The sequence below is a fragment of the Rhizobium sp. P28RR-XV genome (assembly GCF_012641385.1).
Lineage (GTDB): Bacteria > Pseudomonadota > Alphaproteobacteria > Rhizobiales > Rhizobiaceae > Rhizobium.
On record NZ_JABAIG010000004.1, the window covers coordinates 70,433 to 88,390 of the forward strand.

A 17,958-nucleotide genomic window follows, 5' to 3' on the forward strand; every position below is an offset into this window, starting at 1 on the left:
CATCGGCGCGCGACATGCTTCAGTTCTGGCTGAGAAGGTTTTCGTCGTGCAGGCGAAATTCCAGCATCAGGCTGCGCTGCAGGATCGAATGATTATCATCCGAAACCAGGATCAGGTGGAGGGAACCGTCGGCGGCACGGAAGACGTCTATGCCCTCCATATTGTCGATCTGATCTCTGGTCCCGGCCTCGAAGATCACCTTGCCGTCCACGACGGCACCCGGCTTGATATCCGCACCCGCAATGCGGCGGATGCGCACGCCAAGGCCGTGTATCAGCCCGAAGCGCCGCTCCAGCAGCAATAGATCGCCGTCGGGCAAAAAGACACCGTCGCTGACGCCGAAGCCGCCATAATGCCGAACGGTAAAGCGGCCCTGGAGCGGCCCATCCAGAACGGCGGCCAGTATATTGCCCTGATCGTCCAGACTGTCTTCGGCGACGATGACGGCACCACCCGCAAGCGGGCTTGACCGTGGCGCGATCATCAGCGCCTCGAGGCTGCGATTGGCGCGCAGCCGCCGCCTTGGAATAAGGATGGGAATGGTGCCGTCCGGCGGGGAAGTCTCGAAACCGGGATCGGGATAGGTATCGACGCGATGATACTGTTCGTAGCTGACGAGGACATGATCGCCGCGCAACGCCAATCCTTCGGCATCCATCTCGCCCTTACCGGCATCGGTGCCGCCGTCGCGGTCCATGATCGGCGAGATCCGCGCATCGCTGATACCCTTCAACCGGCCCGCCTCGTCACGCTCGATGGCGCCGGTGAGCCAGTGGCCGGTATCGAGCACCGAGACGAAATGCCGTTGGTCGGCGCGAAAGCGAATGGCCGAGATGGCGCCGAGAAGCGAATTGCCCGAGCTGAGCTCAAGGCCGCCGAGAAACTCCAGAGCGCCGAAGCGCAATTGATCGGAGCCGGACCTGAAAGTGGAAATTGCCCTTGCCTGAATGGCAGCAGGGCCAGCCTCGTCGGGATCATTTGCGGAACCGCAGCCTGCAAGCAGGCCGGCAAGCACGGCTATCACGCACGCGCATCTTCCAGCAGCCGGCCAGCTCCAGGAACCGGCGGCACCGGTTGGAAAGGACACCGGCCTCAAGGCCGATGCCACCGGACGCCGCAGCGGGCTCAGCTGGCGCGGCGCATGCGCGAGCGCGGCATGCTCGTCTGATCTTCGAACAGCGAGGCAAGCTGCTCCGTCATCGCTCCAGCCAACTCGTCGGCATCGACGATGGTGACGGCGCGACGATAGTAGCGTGTCACATCGTGGCCGATGCCGATCGCCAGCAATTCCACGGGCGAACGCGTCTCGATCTGATCGATCACGGCGCGCAGATGCCGCTCCAGATAGTTGCCCGGATTGACCGACAGCGTGGAGTCATCGACCGGAGCACCGTCCGAGATCATCATCAGGATACGGCGCTGCTCGCGGCGTCCAAGCAGGCGGTTATGCGCCCAGATCAGCGCCTCGCCATCGATATTCTCCTTGAGCAAGCCTTCGCGCATCATCAGCCCGAGATTGCTGCGTGCCCGTCTATAAGGCTCGTCCGCGGACTTATAGATGATGTGGCGCAGGTCGTTCAGCCGGCCCGGCGTCTGCGGCTTGCCGCCGGCAAGCCACTTCTCGCGCGCCTGTCCGCCCTTCCAGGCCTTGGTGGTGAAGCCGAGGATCTCGACCTTGACGCCGCAGCGCTCCAGCGTGCGTGCCAGAATGTCGGCGCAGGAGGCGGCAACCGTGATCGGACGGCCGCGCATCGAGCCGGAATTGTCGATCAGCAGGGTCACGACCGTATCGCGGAACTGCGTATCGCGTTCCATCTTGAAGGACAGCGCCTGCGTCGGGTCTATGATCAGGCGCGGCAGGCGTGCCGGATCGAGATAGCCCTCCTCCAGATCAAAGTCCCAGGAGCGATTCTGCTGCGCCATCAGGCGACGCTGCAAGCGGTTGGCCAGCCGTCCCACAGCACCCTGCAGATGCGCGAGCTGCTTGTCGAGGAAAGCGCGCAGGCGCTCGAGCTCGGCCACGTCGCACAGCTCCTGTGCCGTCGTGGTTTCGTCGAACTCTTCCGTATAGACGTGATAATCGACCTTCTCGTTGAAGTCGGCGAAGGGCGTATTCGGACGGCGGGTCTCACCCGGCGTTTCCGAATCTTCCTCGCCTTCCTCGCTCATATCGTCGTCGGAAATCTCGCCGCCGTCCTCGGTCGCGCCGTCGTCCATCTGCTCGTCGGAGGCTTCGCTGTCCTCCGCCGGCGCGGCGTCGGCACCTTCGTCTTCCTTGACGTCGTCGTTATCCTGGTCCTCGCCGTTCGGCTTGTCCTCTTCGCTCTGCTGGTCGTCGCTATCGGGCTCCGATTGCTCGTCGCCATATTCCTCGGCCATCTCCATGGCCGTCAGCATGTTGCGCACGATGCGGGCGAAACTCTGCTGATCGTTGATGGACGAGAGTAGGCTATCGAGATCGCCGCCGGTCTTTTCTTCGATGAAGGGACGCCAGAGATCGAGCACCTTGCCGGCGCTTTCCGGTGGTTTCTGGCCGGTCAGCTTCTCGCGCACGATCATCGCCATGGCTTCGCCGACCGGCGCATCCTCGCGCCGTTCGATGCCGGAGAAATTCGCCTTGGCGTATTTCTCCGTATTCATCGAATTGATGTTGGCGGCAACGCCGCTCATGCGCAGCGAGCCGATCGATTCGACGCGCGCCTGCTCGACAGCATCGAAGATGCTGCGGGCGTCGGCACCTTGTGGCGCCATGACGGCATGGACGCGGGCATCGTGGCAGGCGAGCCGCAAAGCCATCGAATCGCCGAGGCCCCGCGTCACCGCAAGCTCATGCGCTGTCGGCCGTTTCGAAAGCTCCGGCAAGCGGATGCGCTCGCCCGTCATGCCCGGGCGTTCATTGGCAAAGGCCACCTCGACCTCGGCATCGCCGGCGATCGAGCGGACGCAGCCGGTGATCGCCCGGCGCAACGGCTCCATGTCCACCGGGGCACCCGGCTTCGCTTTGGAATTATCTCCGCGACCTGACATGATGTATCGGCTTTTCCCTAAAGCAATTCCAGGAAAAATGCATAACAGTTTTCTATCCGGAATTGCGTCAAAACAAAAAGATAGAACGTTTTCGCGATTCGAAGAAAAGCGGAAATGTTCTAGGCTTCGAGCACGATGTTGGCCGCACTTTCCTTCAGCTCGACACCGAAGGCCCGCTGATAGTGCTCGGCGACCAGCGGCCGCTCCAGCTCGTCGCACTTGTTGAGGAAGGTGACGCGGAAGGCAAAGGCGACATCGCCGAAGATCTCCGCATTCTCAGCCCAGGTGATGACGGTACGCGGGCTCATGACGGTCGACAGGTCGCCGTTCATGAAGGCCGCGCGCGTCAGGTCGGCGACGCGCACCATTTTGGAGACGGTATCGCGGCCCTTGTCGGTGCGGAAGGACTTCACCTTCGCCAGCACGATATCGACTTCGTTGTTATGCGGCAGATAGTTCAGCGTCGTCACGATCGACCAGCGGTCCATCTGTGCCTGGTTGATCTGCTGCGTGCCGTGATAGAGGCCGGTCGTGTCGCCGAGGCCGATGGTGTTGGCGGTCGCAAACAGGCGGAACGCCGGATGAGGACGGATGACGCGGCTCTGGTCGAGGAGCGTCAGGCGGCCCGAGGATTCCAGGACGCGCTGGATGACGAACATCACGTCCGGACGGCCGGCATCATATTCGTCGAAGACGAGCGCGACATTGTGCTGATAGGCCCAGGGCAGGATGCCGTCCTTGAATTCGGTAACCTGCAGGCCGTCCTTGACGACGATCGCATCCTTGCCGACGAGATCGATACGGCTGACATGGCTGTCGAGGTTGATACGCACGCAAGGCCAGTTGAGGCGCGCGGCGACCTGCTCGATATGCGAGGACTTGCCGGTGCCGTGATAGCCTGAGATCATCACGCGGCGGTTATGAGCGAAGCCCGCGAGAATGGCGAGCGTGGTCTCGCGGTCGAAGAGGTAGTCCGTATCCAGGTCGGGCACGTAGGCGCCGCCCTTGCTGTAGGCCGGGACGCGGATGTCGGAATCAATGCCGAAAACCTCACGGACCGAAACGGTGGTGTCGGGGATCTCGGAAATATCAAGGTCAATCTTGCTCATCATGTCTCCAGGGCGGGTGGCTCTCACCCAGCCATATCAATCTCAGCCGTTTTGTCCGAAACGCCGCAGCTTTGTTGCCCGCATCCGTTCGGTCGGAACAGCGGCGATACTTCTCCGGGACTAAAGCAAAATCTCGGCGCGATGAAATGATCGCTTGCGAGCATCCTTGAACAGAGTCCCGGACAAGAAACGCCGCGTCCGGAAAGTTGACCGAGGTGCAGCCAGCCAAATGCGCACCCTGCCGCGGTTGCCTGCGGCTTCAGCCGATTTGGACCATACCTGATTGAAGGCGGAGAGCAAGGACAGGAATTAACAAAAACCGTTCTGCTTCAATAATTGATAGGCCTGAATGACCGCGCGAAAGCGCTCTTCGGAACCGCGATCACCGCCATTGGCATCGGGGTGGTGCATTTTCACCAATTCCTTGTAGCGGCGCTTGATCTCCGGCGCCGTGGCGGTGGCGCCAAGCCCCATCGTATCGAACGCCTTCGCCTCCAGCGTTTTCAGCTTGCGCTGCTGTGGGAAGCGCGGGCCGGTGCCGCGGCCATCATTGTCCTTGACGAACCCAAAGGGATCGCGAACCCGTGTATAGGCGCCGGAGCGGATTTCCGACTGCAAGGGACTGTTCTTCGCCGCCTTGTTGACGCCGACGGTCCAGGTCGGACGATGGCCGGTGATGGCTTCCTTCTGGTAGCGCGCAATCTCCCCGTCCGAGAGGCCGGAGAAATAATTGTAGCCCTTGTTGTATTCCTTGACGTGCTCGAAGCAGAACAAAAAGAACTGCCCTTCCGCATTGCGCCCGACCGGGGCGCGATGCGTGCCGTGCTTGTCGCAGCCGTCCCACTGGCATGTCGGCGGGCCTTGCTCAGGCTCCTGCGCGCGCTTGCGGCGGGTGCGGATGCGATCGAAATATTTTGAATCAAGTCTCATGGCGCCCTAATTATGGGGCCTCGGTTACCCCACAACAAGAATTGACAAACAGGAATGTTATAGGCTTTGTGGGGGCTTTTTCGCGAGCGAGGTCGAGGCGGGAATATGGAAACGACACTGCAATCCCGCATTGAGCGGAAGCTCAGCGACGCTTTCGCGCCCGAGCGCCTCGCCGTCATCAATGAAAGCCACCTGCATGCCGGCCATCAGCCCGACATGACGGGAACCGGCGAGACGCATATAAGAATTCGCATCGTTTCCGCCAAGTTCGCCGGCATGCCGCGCCTTGCCCGCCACAGAGCGATCAACGAATTGCTGAAGCCGGAACTGGATGCCGGCCTGCACGCATTGGCCGTGGAGCCGGCCGCACCCGGCGAAGCGGTGCGCTGGTAGCCTCAGAAGGTCGCTTCAGTTCGGCTTCACCTCTTCCGCCTCGGCGGGGCGGATGCGCAGCTTGGTGATGCGGTTCTTTTCACGCTTCATGACGATGAAGCGCTTGCCGTAGAAGGTGAAGGCCTGACGCTCTTCCGGGATGGTCATCGATTCGTGGATGACGAGGCCGGCGATCGTCGTCGCCTCCTCGTCAGGCAAATGCCAGTCGAGCGCCCGATTGAGATCGCGAATCGGCACGACGCCGTCGACGACGATCGAGCCGTCGGCCTCCTGACGGACGCCCTGGATGTCAAGGTCGTGCTCATCGGCGATATCGCCGACGATCTCCTCCAGAATGTCTTCCAGGGTGACGATGCCCTGCACCTCGCCATACTCGTCGACGACGACGGCGAAATGCTGCTTGCGGCGCAAAAAGGCATTGAGCTGATCTTCGAGATTGGTGCTGTCGGGCACGAACCAGGGCTTCTGCGCGATCTTGACGATGTCGAGATTCTCCGGCTCGACATTTCGTTCCGCCAGCGCCCGCAGCAGATCCTTGGCATGCACGACGCCGATGATGTTGTCGATCGTGCCGCGCCAGAGCGGCATGCGCGTATAGGGACTGTCGAGAATGGCGCGCACCACCACCTCGGGCGGATCATCGGCATTGATGGCGCGCATCGCCGTACGGTGCACCATGATATCGGACAGCTCCAGCTCGCCGAGATCGAGCACGCCGCCCAGACGGTCGCGGTCGGCCTTGACCACCGACCCCTCTCGATGCAGCAGGTCCACGGCGCCGCGCAGCTCCTCATGCGCCGACAGCATCGACACTTCCTTGGAAAGGTTGATGCCGAAAATGCCGAGAATCCAGCGGACGATGGCATTGACGAAGCTCGATACCGGACCGACGACAGCGACAAACAGCCGCACCGGCGCAGCCACATTGAGCGCAAAGCGATCCGGCGTCGAAATCGCCCAGCTTTTCGGCAGCACTTCGGCGAAGATGACGAGGATCACAGTCATCGCGGCCGTCGCCAGCGCTACGCCGGAATTGCCGAACAGGCCGAGGAACACGCTGGTCGCCAATGACGACGACAGGATGTTCGCGAGATTGTTGCCGATCAGCAAGGTGCCGATCAGGCGGTCACGGCGCTCGATGAGGCGGCGCACGATGCCGGCGCGCTCGTCGCCATTGGCCTCCAATGTGTGGATTCGACTCCTGGAGACCGCAGTCAGTGCCGTTTCCGAACCGGAAAAGAATGCCGACAGCAGCACGAGCACGACGATCGAGGCGATCTCGGGCCAATATTCGAACAATGCAGCCAGCGTGCCTTCGACCGTCATCAGGGATGTTTTTCCTTCAGGAAGCTCAAGACCTCCGAGAACGGCACATCGTCCGCAACGAAGGCCTGGCCGATGCCGTGGGTGAGGATGAAGGTAAGCTTGCCGCTCTTGACCTTCTTGTCCTGCGCGATCGCATCCATCAGCGTCTCAGTCGGCGGCAGTTCGCCGGGGATATCACCCATCCGGGTCGGCAGGCCGACGGCCTTCAGATGCGCCTCGACGCGCTTTGCGTCATCGGGACTTGCCAGATTGAGGCGCGCGGAAAACTCATGCGCCAGCACCATGCCGATCGCGACGCCTTCGCCATGCACCAGCCGGCGGCTGTCGTAGGCGGTGGCCGCTTCGAGCGCGTGTCCGAAGGTGTGGCCGAGATTGAGCAGGGCGCGAGGCCCATTTTCGCGCTCGTCGGCGACCACGACATCGGATTTCGCCTGGCAGCTCGCGGCAATCGCTTCGATGCGGGCGGCACCGCCGGCAAAGACTTGCCTCCAGTTAGCCTCGAGCCAGGCGAAGAAATCCGGCTTGTCGATCAGGCCGTATTTGGCGACCTCGGCGTAACCGGCGCGGAACTCGCGCTCACTCAGCGTATTCAGCACATCGGTATCGGCAAGCACGAGATCCGGCTGATGGAAGACGCCGACAAGATTCTTGCCATGATGGGTGTTGAGGCCGGTCTTGCCGCCGACCGACGAATCCACCTGCGACAGCAGCGATGTCGGAATCTGGACAAACCGAACGCCGCGGCGCACGATGCCGGCGGCAAAGCCGGCGAGATCGCCGATGACGCCGCCGCCGAGCGCGATCACCGCATCGTTGCGCTCCACGCGCGCGGTCAGCACCGCGTCGCAAACGGTCATGAGATGCTCGAAGCTCTTGGTCTTTTCGCCGGCCGGCAAGACGAGACTGGAGGCCTGGATGCCCGCGGCCTCGAGGCTGGCGATCAACGCATCGAGGTAATGGGGCGCGACGTTTTCATCCGTGATCACGGCGGCCTTGCGGCCTTTGAGCCGCGTGGCGATCTCATGCCCCGCACGGCCGATCAGGCCGGGACCGATCAGGATGTCATAGGCGCGCTCGCCGAGAGGCACGCGCACGAGACGCTCTGCGGAAGCCGCTGTGATCGCATTCATGGCATTTTGCTTTCTGCTGTCTTTCCCTCGGCAATGGCGGCAAGGACCTCCTTGACCATGATTTCCTTGCTCACATCGCGGGACAGAACCGTGAGATCGGCTTCCGCATAGATCGGGTAGCGCGCATTCATCAGGTTCTCGAGGGTCTGTTTCGGATTCTCGGTCTTGAGCAACGGCCGTGTGTCGCGCTTGTTGACGCGGTCCCATAATACGTCGAGATCGGCCTTCAGCCAGACGGAAAGGCTGCCGCGCTTGATATGCAGGCGCGTGCTCTCATTGATGAAGGCGCCGCCACCCGTCGAAACGACACGCGGTCCGCCCTTGAGGAGCCGCTTGATGACGCGCGTTTCCAGCGCTCGGAACTCCAGCTCGCCATAGGCGGCAAACAGTTCGGTGATCGTCATGCGCGAGACGCGCTCGATCTCGACATCGGTATCGACGAAGGGGATGCCGAGCTGCTGCGCCAAAAGCCTGCCGACCGAGGACTTGCCCGCACCCATCAATCCCACGAGGACAAGATTACGCTGACCCAGCGCTGCGCGCGCCCTGTCTTTGAGGCTTTCGGCAAGGGTCAGGACTTGTTCACTCATCGGCCCATTCACAATTTCTTTGGAAACGGTATCGTCAAATGCGCCGGTAGCGTCAAGACGCCGCTATCGTAAACATGTCTGCAATATCCTTCAGCTAACGCTTGGCGGACATAATTATTGCTCATCGCCGGGCCAATGAAGGCGAGAAGGAGAGTTTTCGAATGCCAACCCTGTTTCGCTTCCTTGTCATCTGCGCGGTCATCGCCGGATCGATATATGGAGCGATGTGGGCACTCGTGCTCTTTGTCGATCCGCAGCCGCGCGATGTGACGATCCGCATTCCGCCGGAGCGCCTCAACCCGCCGACGACGGGCTCGCTGAAGCCATGAGTGCACCGGCCATGAACTCAAAAACCGGCGCGCGCGATCTGGGGCGGGTGCACTTGGAAGCCTTCCTGGAGATGATGAGCGCCGAGCGCGGCGCGGCGCTCAACACGCTGCAGTCCTATCAGCGCGACCTTGACGATCTCCATTCCTTTCTGTCCGGGCGGGGTGTCCGCCTGACGGAAGCCGGCGCCGATGATCTCGGTGCCTATCTTTCCAGCCTGTCGAGCCAGGGCTTCAAACCCTCGTCCCAGGCGCGCCGCCTCTCCGCCATGCGGCAGTTCTATAAGTTCCTTTATGCCGAAGGACTGCGCACGGACGACCCGACGGGAATTCTCGATGCGCCCAAGAAAGGCCGCGCCCTTCCGAAGACCATGGGCGTCGACGAGGTGACACGGCTTCTGACCCAGGCCGAGCAGGAAGCAGCCGTCGAAGGACCAGACCGGCTACTGCGCCTGCGCATGCTGGTACTTCTGGAAATGCTCTACGCGACCGGGATGCGCGTCAGTGAGCTCGTCTCTCTGCCGGCAAAGGTGCTGGATCAGGAGGGGCGCTTCCTGATGATCCGCGGCAAGGGAAACAAGGAACGGCTGGTGCCGCTGTCGCAATCCGCCATTTCGGCCTTGAAGACCTATGGACGGCTGCAGGCGGAGATTGCGGCAAATGCCAAGCAGCCCGCGCCGGAGAGCCCTTGGCTCTTTCCAGCGGCCTCCCGACAAGGCTATCTGCCGCGCCAGGTTTTCGCGCGCGATCTCAAGGATCTTGCCATTCGGGCAGGCCTGACACCCTCGATGATTTCGCCGCATGTGATGCGCCATGCCTTCGCGAGCCATCTTCTGGCCAATGGCGCGGACCTGCGCGTGGTGCAGGAACTTCTCGGCCACTCGGATATTTCAACCACGCAAATCTACACACATGTGCTGGAAGAACGTCTTCATCAGCTTGTGCAAACGCATCACCCCCTTGCCAAACAGGCAAAAAAACAGGATTAGGACCGGCATACAGGCTAAAGCCGCCGTCTCTCGTCACGGGCAAAAGGATCGGAAACGCACCTCATGCACAATTATCTGGACTTCGAAAAACCCATCTCGGATCTCGAAGGCAAGATTCACGAGCTCAAGAAACTGGCGAGCGAAGACGAAAGCATCGACACATCGGACGAAGTCGGGCGGCTTGAAATCCGTGTCCGCGAGGCAATGGCCGATATCTATTCCAAGCTCAATGCCTGGCAGAAGACGCAGGTCGCCCGCCATCCGCAGCGCCCGCATTTCGTCGATTACGCCAGCACCCTCTTCACGGAATTCACGCCGCTGGCCGGCGACCGCAAATTCTCCGAGGATGCCGCCATTCAGGCCGGCTTCGCCCGCTTCCGCGGACAGCCGGTTGCCCTTATCGGCCAGGAAAAAGGCAACGACACCAAGAGCCGCCTGAAGCACAATTTCGGCAGCGCCCGGCCGGAAGGCTATCGCAAGGCGATCCGCGTCCTGGAAATGGCCGACCGCTTCCAGCTTCCGGTCATCACGCTCGTCGATACGGCCGGCGCCTATCCCGGCGTCGGTGCGGAAGAGCGCGGCCAGGCAGAGGCGATCGCACGCTCCACCGAGATGTGTCTCGGCGTGAAAGTGCCGATCGTCTCCATCGTCATCGGCGAAGGCGGTTCCGGCGGCGCGATCGCGATTGCCGTCGGCAACCGCGTCTACATGCTCGAACATTCGATCTACAGCGTGATTTCGCCCGAAGGCGCGGCATCGATCCTGTGGCGCGATTCAACGCGCGCAAAGGAAGCCGCGACCAACATGAAGATCACGGCCGAAGACCTGAAGGGCCTCGGCATCGTCGACGGCATCATCCCCGAGCCGCTCGGTGGCGCACACCGCGATCCCACTACGGTGATAGCCTCGGCCGGCGATACGATTGCGAACGCGCTCGGCGAGCTTTCCAGCCGTTCGGGCGAACAGCTGCGCAACGACCGGCGCCAGAAATTCCTTTCCATGGGCCGCAATCTCTAACCGTTTTCGGAAAAAGTGATCGCTAAAAACGCGAATGAGGCCAAACCTTGGCCACATTTCCGTTATCGAAGCTGTTATGGCAAAGAAAAGCTTGCCGACGCGCTGCGGGCAGGTCATAGGCTGGTAAGGAATTTTCAAGTATAAGCCGTCTATGATTCCGTTTCATGCTTCGAGGGGAGTGGCGAAACAGATCAAGCTGCCGCTCTTCGCATTTATGGGCTAAGTCAGAATGCGCATCCGTCACCTTGCCTATGTATCCCTGATGGCGCTGGCGCTCGCCGGCTGCAACGACGCGCTGGACACGGCGTCGGTCGACCTTTCCACGGTGAAGAACAAGGTCGAACAGCCGCTGCCCAGCCATATCCTTGCGGACATGGCGAAAAAGAACATGGACCGCAACTCGCCGATCATGATCCGCATCTTCAAGGAAGAGGGTGCGATGGAGATCCTGAAGGCGAACCAGAACAATCGCTTCGAAGTCATCGCGGATTACAAGATCTGCGCCTGGTCCGGGCGGCTGGGTCCGAAGGTGAAGGAAGGCGACCGGCAGGCGCCGGAAGGCTTCTACATGCTGACGCCGGCCAACCTGAACCCGAATTCGAAATACTACCTCGCCATCAACACCGGTTTCCCGAACCGCTACGACGCCGCCAATGGCCGTACCGGCGCCAATCTGATGATCCATGGCGCCTGCTCTTCGTCCGGCTGCTATTCGATGACCGACCAGCAGGTGCTGGAAATCTACGCCTTCGCGCGCGACGCCTTCAAGGGCGGCCAGAAGGCAATCCAGCTCGAAGCCTTCCCTTTCCGCATGACGGCGGAGAACATGTGGAAGCATCGTCTGAGCCCCAATATCGACTTCTGGAAGATGCTGAAGGTCGGCTACGACAATTTCGAAGTCACCAAGCGGCCGCCTGAGGTCGAGGTCTGCGAGAAGAAATACGTCTTCAATCAGCAGGCCAGCGAACCGTTCAATGCCGGTGGCAAATGCCCGGTCATGACCACGCCGCCAGCCCTGCAGGTGGCGCTTGCGGCCTACGACAAGCAATACAAGGCCGATTATGCCGTCGCCACGAAGAAGTATGACGGCATGGCCTGGTACGATCCGACCGAAGCCGAGCGCAAGGCCGTCGTCGCCAAGCAGCGCAAGGGTCACGATCTTGCTTATGCGCCGACTGGCACCGCGCTTGCCGCCGGCAAGATGATGAAGGTTGCCGATCTCGAATCGATGGCATCCAACCAATCGGCACAGCAGATCGCGCGCGGCGGCACGGTGGCGAGCCCGACGGCCAATCCGTCGACTGCAAGCATCCGCGTGGCGACAGCAGCTCCCGAGACGGCCGCGCAGCAGCCCAGCGGCCCCATGGTAGCAGCCAATGTTCCGGCTAATGTACCGATTCCGATGGCGAACCCGATGAACCCGGCCGTCAATCCGCTCGCCTATGCGCCGCCTCCGCCCGTCGAGACCGCGCAGACCGAGGCCAAGAAGCCGCCTTTCTGGAAGTTCTGGGCCAAGAGTGAATAGCTCGGATAACGGGATCTATGATCTGCGCGGGCTGAAATGCCCCTACCCGGCGATCAAGACGGAAAAGCGCCTGCGCGGCATGGAAAGCGGCGCGACGTTGACCGTCGAGACGACCGACCCGCTTGCCGCCATCGATATCCCGCATCTCTGCAATGAGAAAGGCCACACGCTCCTCACGAGCGAGAAGACGGAAAGCGGCCATCGCTTCGTGATCCGGAGAGGCTGACGGTCGGGCCATCCTCGTGGTTCGAGGGTCGCTTCGCTCCCGCCTCACCATGAGGATGGAGCGAATTCGCCCGATGCAATCGTCAGGAACTGGTGGCGATGTACAGAGATCTTTCTCTGAAGCGGGCCGTAAAAGTGGACGGCTAACTTATAGCTCCTCCCTTTCTCCCCAGCGGGAAGAAGGTAGAAACCTTAGAACCGCATCCCCGGCACCGCGAGCGGATTGTCCTGTAGCGCCGCCCTGTCCGGCGTATCGACGCGCGGCTTGCTAAGGAAGGCATCGAACAGGCCCTTCACGAAATCCTCCGGCAAGTCCTTGGTGATGATCACCATGCGCGTGCGCCGGTCTTCGGGATCGGGCCAGGCCGGCAGTCGCACCGGCGGATGGAAGATGTTCTGCACGCCATGCAGTACGACGGGACGCTCCGGCCGGTCCGACACGGCAACGATCGCCTTCATGCGCAGCAGCTTTTCGCCATGCGCCGAACGAAGGAGATCGATGAACATCTCGAGTGCCGTCGGATCGATCGGCTGCGTCTCGACGATCGAGAACGACCGGATAGACCCGTCATGACGGGTGACGTCATGGGCGTGCTGATGCCGGTGGCCATGGTGATGCCCATGATGGTGATGGTGGTGTCCATGATCGCCATGACGGTGGTCATGATCATGGTCATAATGATCATGGTCATAATGATCGTGGTCATCATGGTGATGATGATCGTCGTCCGCCTCTAGCTCGTCCCGCAGCCAGCGGCCGACATCGGCGATCTTCGAAGCCGGATCGTAAAGGCCGTTGACGAGAATGGCGGCGCGCCCTGCCTCGTCGCTATCGGCATTCAGGATCTGCGCCCGGGGATTGAGCGCCCTCAGCCGGCTCTCCAGCTGGCCTTCGGGCACCGCGCCGGCAATTCCGGTCTTGGAAACGATCAGACGGTCTGCAACCGCTACCTGTTTGCGCGCTTCTTCATGATTGTCGAGCGTCTGCAGGCCGTTGACCGCGTCGACGACGGTGATGACGCCATCCAGGTCGAAATTGGTGGCGATGATCGGATTGCCCACGATCGACTGCATGACGGGAGCCGGATCGGCAAGACCGGTCGTTTCGATGACGACGCGCTTCAGCGGCCGGATGCGGCCGGTCTGCATGGCGTCCATCAGGTTCGCCAGCGTATCCACCAGTTCACCGCGCACCGTGCAGCACAGGCAGCCATCGGAAAGTTCGATGATGGAATCGCCGGAGCTTTCCACCAGCAGATGATCGATGCCGACATCGCCGAACTCGTTGATGATGACGGCGGCATCACGCATGGCCTCGTCCTTGAGGATGCGGTTGAGCAGGGTCGATTTACCCGCTCCGAGAAAGCCGGTCAGGATGGCAACCGGTACTCTTTGCTGCGAAACGCTCATGGGGGATATCCGATATCAGAAAGTGGGACGCGGCATCGGGATCGGCACACCGGACGCACCGCCGGAAATGGCGATTTTATTGTCCCTGGTCGCCTTGTCGCCTCTGGCCGTCACATCGTCCTTGTCGCCCTTGGCGGCCGTCGCGACATCCTGGCCGCCGATCAGGCCGGCATAGACGAAATTCGGCTCGTGATCCATTTCATGGATATAGGGCGACTGCACCTTGGTGCGGCCGAACGGATCGCGGGTCTCGCTGCGCGCCTGTGCGCCCTTGGTGCTGCAGATGTCGGCGGTGACATCGGCGACCTCCTCCGCGAGCGGCGCGTCGGGTCTGAGCGTCGCCAGCGTGTCGCGGGTAGACAGCTGGTTCTGGAAACCTTTTTCCAGGAAATTGGCGGAATCGTCGGCGCGCGCCGCCAGGCTGTCGGTTCCAAGAACGACCGAGATCAGCGTGCGGCCGTTGCGGGTGGCCGATGCGATCTGGTTGAAGCCGGCGGCGCAGATGAAGCCTGTCTTCATGCCGTCGGCGCCTTCAAAGCGGCCGATGAGCATATTGATGTTCGGCACCTGCTTGACGCCGTTGGTGAAGCCCTCCAGCGAGAAATAGCCGGCATATTGCGGAAACTCGCGGCGCAGCGCGACGCTTAAGATGGCGAGATCGCGCGCCGTCGTATATTGCCCCTTGCCGGGAAGGCCGTTCGGATTGATGAAATGCGAGTCGCGCATGCCGAGGCGGGCGGCTTCTGCATTCATCCGCGCCACGAAGCCCTGCTGCGAGCCGCCGACGGTCTCGGCGACCGCCATGGCGAGATCGTTGGCTGATTTGACCAGCATCATCTTCATGGCATTGTCGAGCGTCATCTTCTGGCCCGGCTTGAAATACATCTTCGCCGGCGGCTGTGCCGCTGCAAGCTTCGACATGACGACCGGCGTATCGAGCCTGACCTGACCGGATTGGATGGCCCGGAAGGTCACATAGGTCGTCATCAGCTTGGTGAGCGAAGCGGGATACCAGCGGCGAAACGCCTCCTGCTGGTCGAGAACGCGTCCGGTGCCGACATCGACGAGAATATGCGGATTGGCTGCGGCCGTCTGCGCGGTCGACAGGAAAAGCATGGATGCTGCTGCGGCCATTGGAGCGAGCCGCAGGGCGGCATACAAACGATTCTGCTTCGTCGGCACGATCTATCCTTCAGAAGTCCGGAATTTTCTCGAAAGCTTCGTCTATTTAACCTATATGGCTAGGAGAAGGCAAAGGCGATTGACGACTTTATTTCCCGTCAGCACATCGCAAAGGCCCCGATGCGCGGGCCAAAGCCGTGCGACGGATCCGTGAGTTGAACCAGAATCGATATTGAGCAGCAGGAAAATCAGCATGCCGATCTTGAACAGGGCCGCAGAACTCCAGGGCGAAGTGACCGAGTGGCGCCGCCATATCCATGCACATCCGGAACTCCTCTATGCCGTTGAGAACACGGCCGCCTTCGTGGCCGAGAAACTGCGCTCCTTCGGCGTCGACGAGGTGGTGACCGGCATTGGCCGCACCGGCGTCGTCGGCCTGATCCGCGGCAAGGGCGCAGGGCGCACTGTCGGCCTGCGCGCCGATATGGACGCCCTGCCGCTGACCGAGATCACCGGCAAGCCCTATGCTTCCGAAACGCCCGGCAAGATGCATGCCTGCGGCCATGACGGCCACACGGCCATGCTGCTGGGTGCTGCGAAATACCTCGCCGAGAACCGGAATTTCAACGGCAATGTCGCCGTCATCTTCCAGCCGGCAGAAGAAGGCGGCGCCGGCGGCGACGCCATGGTCAAGGACGGCATGATGGAGCGCTTCGAAATCGCCGAAGTCTATGGCATGCACAATATGCCCGGCCTGCCCGTTGGCCATTTCGCCATCCGCAAGGGCGCGATCATGGCGGCGACCGATGAATTCACCGTCTCGATCAAGGGTGTCGGCGGCCATGCCGCCATGCCGCACAAGACGATCGACCCGATCGCCATCGGCGCGCAGATCGTTTCCAATTTGCAGCTCATCGCCTCGCGCAGCGCCGATCCGCTGAAATCGGTCGTCGTCTCCGTCACCAAGTTCAATGCCGGCAATGCGCATAACGTCATCCCGAACGATGCGAGCCTTGACGGCACGGTGCGCACGCTCGATCCAGAGATGCGCGACCTGGCCGAACAGCGCTTCAAGCAGATCGTGACGGGCATTGCCGCCACCCACGGCGCCGAAGCCGAGATCGAGTTCCATCGCAACTATCCGGTCACCTTCAACCACGCCGACGAGACCGATCATGCGATTGCCATCGCCGAGGAAATCGCCGGCGCGGGCAATGTGATCCCGGATATCGATCCGATGATGGGCGGAGAGGATTTCTCCTACATGCTGCTCGCCCGCCCCGGCGCCTTCATCTTCGTCGGCAACGGCGACAGCGCCGGCCTGCACAACCCGGCCTACGACTTCAACGATGAAGCCATCGCCCACGGCATTTCCTATTGGGTGCGCCTCGCCGAACAGCGCCTCAGCGCCTGAGACGCCGCCACCATTTTCCGTGCGCCTCACCCGGGCGCACGGCCCCGCAAAAGCGAATTGTCCCTGGGACGTAAAAGGGCTTGGCTTCGGGCCTTTGCTTTTGTATGGATCATGCCGAGTGGTCTCGTAGCTCAGCAGGATAGAGCACCAGATTCCTAATCTGGGGGTCACGCGTTCGAATCGCGTCGAGATCACCATTTTCCATCCTCACTGATGACCGCGTGATCGAGATTGGAAGAACATCAGACTTCAACGCGTGCAGACGATCTAACCCTTGTTGAGCCAAGTCTGCTCAATCTACAGGGTTTTGAACAAGCGCTCATGCGCGGTTGGTCGCCAGATCCCCGGCGCCAGCATGACAAGTCGTTTATCGAGACTGAACTGACAGCACTCAGGAAAGACAGATCGGCTTTCCTCGCCCGTACTAGATCGAATGAAATCGTTGCCACAGCGGTATCGAATCGGGAACCTCAGTGCCTTATCGCCCGCCCATTCTGGATCTGGGATGGGGGCTTTTGTGGCTACATTACATTGCGCTATTTGGCCGGAACGACCCAACTGCCCCTACATGTCCCAGGTCATGTGGGCTATTCAGTCGTCCCTTGGAAACAAGGTCGAGGGTACGCAACGCAAGCGCTGCGGCTTCTATTGCCGGTTGCAAAGGCGGTTGGCTTTACCAATATCAGCATCGTCTGCAACGAAGATAACCTCGCCTCGAAGCGCGTTATCGAGAAAGCGGGAGGCGTGCTTGACCGGACAAGCATCCATGCGTCGGATTCTCCAACCGTATCGAAACTATTTTTCGATCTGCCGACCTACTTATAATTGAACGGGTCCGGATGGTTCCCGAAGCTGCCGGTCAGCGCCGTATAGAAGATAGTCCTGCCATCGATCGATTCGCTGGCGGGACGATGTTCAGCCAGGTCAGCCTTTCCGCTGTGGTCTCAGCCCCTCATCCGACCCTTCGGACCACCTTCTCCCTAAGGGGAGAAGGAGCTGCGCTGATATGCGATCGCTTTGCCGTGAGGCCATCGGGCGCGGGATGAACGAAAGCTGAAAACCCGCAGATCACCCCACCGCGATCCTGTTCCTGACCAGCCGGACGCCGGGAATGGATTCCGCGACCGCCGTTGCGCGCCGCACCTCCTGCTGTGTTGCGACCGAGCCGTCCAGGCGGATTTCCTGCCCCGCCGCGGTCACCGTGACATCGGAAGCATCGATTCCGCCGGCAACGGCGAGCGCATTGGCAACCGTGGATTCCAGGGCCGAGCGCCTGGCTTGTTCGTTTTCCAAATAGAGCTCCATGCCATGAAACGTTGCTGCCTTGAAAACCATTCGTCACTCTCCGCATTCGAGTGGTCGGAAAACGCAGCACTTTGCAATTGGTTCAACGGAACCTGAAAAAATATTACTAAATCGGTGATT

Annotated in this window: 18 protein-coding genes and 1 tRNA gene; 9 read left to right on the forward strand and 10 right to left on the reverse strand. The window is 61.1% G+C overall.

Features of this window, described 5'->3' with window-relative positions:
- Window positions 1-19: 19 nt before the first annotated feature.
- The 4 genes from HGP12_RS09745 to HGP12_RS09760 all read right to left on the reverse strand — a co-directional run bounded on the left by HGP12_RS09745 (window position 20) and on the right by HGP12_RS09760 (window position 5,066).
- Window positions 20-1,021 (reverse strand): esterase-like activity of phytase family protein, encoded by a 1,002-nt coding sequence (locus HGP12_RS09745; protein ID WP_312862870.1) that lies wholly within the window; start codon window positions 1,019-1,021, stop codon window positions 20-22.
- Between the two features lie 104 nt (window positions 1,022-1,125).
- Window positions 1,126-3,027: a cobaltochelatase subunit CobT gene (gene cobT / locus HGP12_RS09750; RefSeq protein ID WP_168839997.1), complete on the reverse strand. Its 1,902-nt coding sequence runs from the start codon at window positions 3,025-3,027 to the stop codon at window positions 1,126-1,128.
- A 119-nt stretch (window positions 3,028-3,146) separates the two neighbouring features.
- Window positions 3,147-4,136 carry a cobaltochelatase subunit CobS gene (gene cobS, locus HGP12_RS09755; RefSeq protein ID WP_168839996.1) on the reverse strand — a complete coding sequence of 330 codons (990 nt, stop codon included), beginning with the start codon at window positions 4,134-4,136 and terminating at the stop codon, window positions 3,147-3,149.
- A gap of 309 nt (window positions 4,137-4,445) precedes the next feature.
- Window positions 4,446-5,066 (reverse strand): J domain-containing protein, encoded by a 621-nt coding sequence (locus HGP12_RS09760; RefSeq protein ID WP_168839995.1) that lies wholly within the window; start codon window positions 5,064-5,066, stop codon window positions 4,446-4,448.
- A 105-nt stretch (window positions 5,067-5,171) separates the two neighbouring features.
- On the opposite strand from HGP12_RS09760, the gene HGP12_RS09765 reads away from it, so the two are divergent.
- Complete coding sequence (locus HGP12_RS09765; protein WP_168839994.1) at window positions 5,172-5,459, forward strand: BolA family transcriptional regulator; 288 nt, start codon at window positions 5,172-5,174, stop codon at window positions 5,457-5,459.
- Window positions 5,460-5,474: 15 nt separating this feature from the next.
- Here the strand turns inward: HGP12_RS09765 and HGP12_RS09770 are convergent, their stop codons facing one another.
- From HGP12_RS09770 to HGP12_RS09780, 3 genes are read right to left on the reverse strand one after another with little or no spacing between them, the layout of a single operon-like run.
- On the reverse strand, window positions 5,475-6,785 hold the full coding sequence (locus tag HGP12_RS09770) for an HlyC/CorC family transporter (RefSeq protein WP_168839993.1): 1,311 nt from the start codon (window positions 6,783-6,785) through the stop codon (window positions 5,475-5,477).
- A complete protein-coding gene (aroB, locus tag HGP12_RS09775) occupies window positions 6,785-7,915 on the reverse strand; it encodes a 3-dehydroquinate synthase (protein WP_168839992.1) in 1,131 nt (376 codons plus the stop codon). The genes HGP12_RS09770 and aroB overlap by 1 nt, the downstream gene beginning before the upstream one ends.
- Complete coding sequence (locus tag HGP12_RS09780) at window positions 7,912-8,505, reverse strand: shikimate kinase (RefSeq protein WP_168839991.1); 594 nt, start codon at window positions 8,503-8,505, stop codon at window positions 7,912-7,914. The genes aroB and HGP12_RS09780 overlap by 4 nt, the downstream gene beginning before the upstream one ends.
- A gap of 161 nt (window positions 8,506-8,666) precedes the next feature.
- Between HGP12_RS09780 and HGP12_RS09785 the strand changes: the two genes are divergently transcribed.
- From HGP12_RS09785 to HGP12_RS09805, 5 genes are all read left to right on the forward strand, one after another.
- On the forward strand, window positions 8,667-8,834 hold the full coding sequence (locus tag HGP12_RS09785) for a hypothetical protein (RefSeq protein WP_162943920.1): 168 nt from the start codon (window positions 8,667-8,669) through the stop codon (window positions 8,832-8,834).
- 11 nt (window positions 8,835-8,845) lie between these two features.
- Window positions 8,846-9,820: a site-specific tyrosine recombinase XerD gene (gene xerD, locus HGP12_RS09790; RefSeq protein WP_168839990.1), complete on the forward strand. Its 975-nt coding sequence runs from the start codon at window positions 8,846-8,848 to the stop codon at window positions 9,818-9,820.
- Between the two features lie 63 nt (window positions 9,821-9,883).
- On the forward strand, window positions 9,884-10,837 hold the full coding sequence (locus tag HGP12_RS09795; RefSeq protein ID WP_168839989.1) for an acetyl-CoA carboxylase carboxyltransferase subunit alpha: 954 nt from the start codon (window positions 9,884-9,886) through the stop codon (window positions 10,835-10,837).
- Between the two features lie 229 nt (window positions 10,838-11,066).
- The gene (locus HGP12_RS09800; RefSeq protein ID WP_168839988.1) at window positions 11,067-12,362 is read left to right on the forward strand and encodes a L,D-transpeptidase family protein; all 1,296 of its coding nucleotides are present in this window, start codon (window positions 11,067-11,069) and stop codon (window positions 12,360-12,362) included.
- Complete coding sequence (locus HGP12_RS09805) at window positions 12,355-12,588, forward strand: sulfurtransferase TusA family protein (RefSeq protein WP_168839987.1); 234 nt, start codon at window positions 12,355-12,357, stop codon at window positions 12,586-12,588. Before HGP12_RS09800 ends, HGP12_RS09805 begins: the two co-directional genes overlap by 8 nt.
- A gap of 191 nt (window positions 12,589-12,779) precedes the next feature.
- Here HGP12_RS09805 and HGP12_RS09810 read toward each other — a convergent pair whose 3' ends face one another.
- Window positions 12,780-13,997, reverse strand: coding sequence for a GTP-binding protein (locus tag HGP12_RS09810; protein ID WP_168839986.1), 1,218 nt, complete (start codon window positions 13,995-13,997; stop codon window positions 12,780-12,782).
- 15 nt (window positions 13,998-14,012) lie between these two features.
- Window positions 14,013-15,179: a D-alanyl-D-alanine carboxypeptidase family protein gene (locus HGP12_RS09815; RefSeq protein ID WP_168839985.1), complete on the reverse strand. Its 1,167-nt coding sequence runs from the start codon at window positions 15,177-15,179 to the stop codon at window positions 14,013-14,015.
- Window positions 15,180-15,372: 193 nt separating this feature from the next.
- On the opposite strand from HGP12_RS09815, the gene HGP12_RS09820 reads away from it, so the two are divergent.
- The 3 genes from HGP12_RS09820 (at window position 15,373) to HGP12_RS09830 (ending at window position 17,358) form a co-directional block, all read left to right on the forward strand.
- The gene (locus HGP12_RS09820; RefSeq protein ID WP_168839984.1) at window positions 15,373-16,533 is read left to right on the forward strand and encodes a M20 aminoacylase family protein; all 1,161 of its coding nucleotides are present in this window, start codon (window positions 15,373-15,375) and stop codon (window positions 16,531-16,533) included.
- A 120-nt stretch (window positions 16,534-16,653) separates the two neighbouring features.
- Window positions 16,654-16,730: transfer RNA gene (locus HGP12_RS09825), tRNA-Arg, on the forward strand.
- 34 nt (window positions 16,731-16,764) lie between these two features.
- The gene (locus tag HGP12_RS09830) at window positions 16,765-17,358 is read left to right on the forward strand and encodes a GNAT family N-acetyltransferase (RefSeq protein ID WP_246703311.1); all 594 of its coding nucleotides are present in this window, start codon (window positions 16,765-16,767) and stop codon (window positions 17,356-17,358) included.
- A 243-nt stretch (window positions 17,359-17,601) separates the two neighbouring features.
- Here HGP12_RS09830 and HGP12_RS09835 read toward each other — a convergent pair whose 3' ends face one another.
- On the reverse strand, window positions 17,602-17,868 hold the full coding sequence (locus tag HGP12_RS09835) for a BON domain-containing protein (protein ID WP_168839983.1): 267 nt from the start codon (window positions 17,866-17,868) through the stop codon (window positions 17,602-17,604).
- Window positions 17,869-17,958: the final 90 nt, after the last annotated feature.

What these genes read in the sequence shown, in the direction of transcription:
- HGP12_RS09820 (WP_168839984.1), top strand. Translation starts at nt 15,373, where the DNA reads ATGCCGATCTTGAACAGGGCCGCAGAACTCCAGGGCGAAGTGACCGAG.
- aroB (WP_168839992.1), bottom strand. Translation starts at nt 7,915, where the DNA reads ATGAATGCGATCACAGCGGCTTCCGCAGAGCGTCTCGTGCGCGTGCCT.
- cobS (WP_168839996.1), bottom strand. Translation starts at nt 4,136, where the DNA reads ATGAGCAAGATTGACCTTGATATTTCCGAGATCCCCGACACCACCGTT.
- HGP12_RS09770 (WP_168839993.1), bottom strand. Translation starts at nt 6,785, where the DNA reads ATGACGGTCGAAGGCACGCTGGCTGCATTGTTCGAATATTGGCCCGAG.
- HGP12_RS09835 (WP_168839983.1), bottom strand. Translation starts at nt 17,868, where the DNA reads ATGGTTTTCAAGGCAGCAACGTTTCATGGCATGGAGCTCTATTTGGAA.
- HGP12_RS09800 (WP_168839988.1), top strand. Translation starts at nt 11,067, where the DNA reads ATGCGCATCCGTCACCTTGCCTATGTATCCCTGATGGCGCTGGCGCTC.
- HGP12_RS09765 (WP_168839994.1), top strand. Translation starts at nt 5,172, where the DNA reads ATGGAAACGACACTGCAATCCCGCATTGAGCGGAAGCTCAGCGACGCT.
- HGP12_RS09760 (WP_168839995.1), bottom strand. Translation starts at nt 5,066, where the DNA reads ATGAGACTTGATTCAAAATATTTCGATCGCATCCGCACCCGCCGCAAG.
- HGP12_RS09810 (WP_168839986.1), bottom strand. Translation starts at nt 13,997, where the DNA reads ATGAGCGTTTCGCAGCAAAGAGTACCGGTTGCCATCCTGACCGGCTTT.
- HGP12_RS09795 (WP_168839989.1), top strand. Translation starts at nt 9,884, where the DNA reads ATGCACAATTATCTGGACTTCGAAAAACCCATCTCGGATCTCGAAGGC.
- HGP12_RS09785 (WP_162943920.1), top strand. Translation starts at nt 8,667, where the DNA reads ATGCCAACCCTGTTTCGCTTCCTTGTCATCTGCGCGGTCATCGCCGGA.
- HGP12_RS09780 (WP_168839991.1), bottom strand. Translation starts at nt 8,505, where the DNA reads ATGAGTGAACAAGTCCTGACCCTTGCCGAAAGCCTCAAAGACAGGGCG.
- cobT (WP_168839997.1), bottom strand. Translation starts at nt 3,027, where the DNA reads ATGTCAGGTCGCGGAGATAATTCCAAAGCGAAGCCGGGTGCCCCGGTG.
- xerD (WP_168839990.1), top strand. Translation starts at nt 8,846, where the DNA reads ATGAACTCAAAAACCGGCGCGCGCGATCTGGGGCGGGTGCACTTGGAA.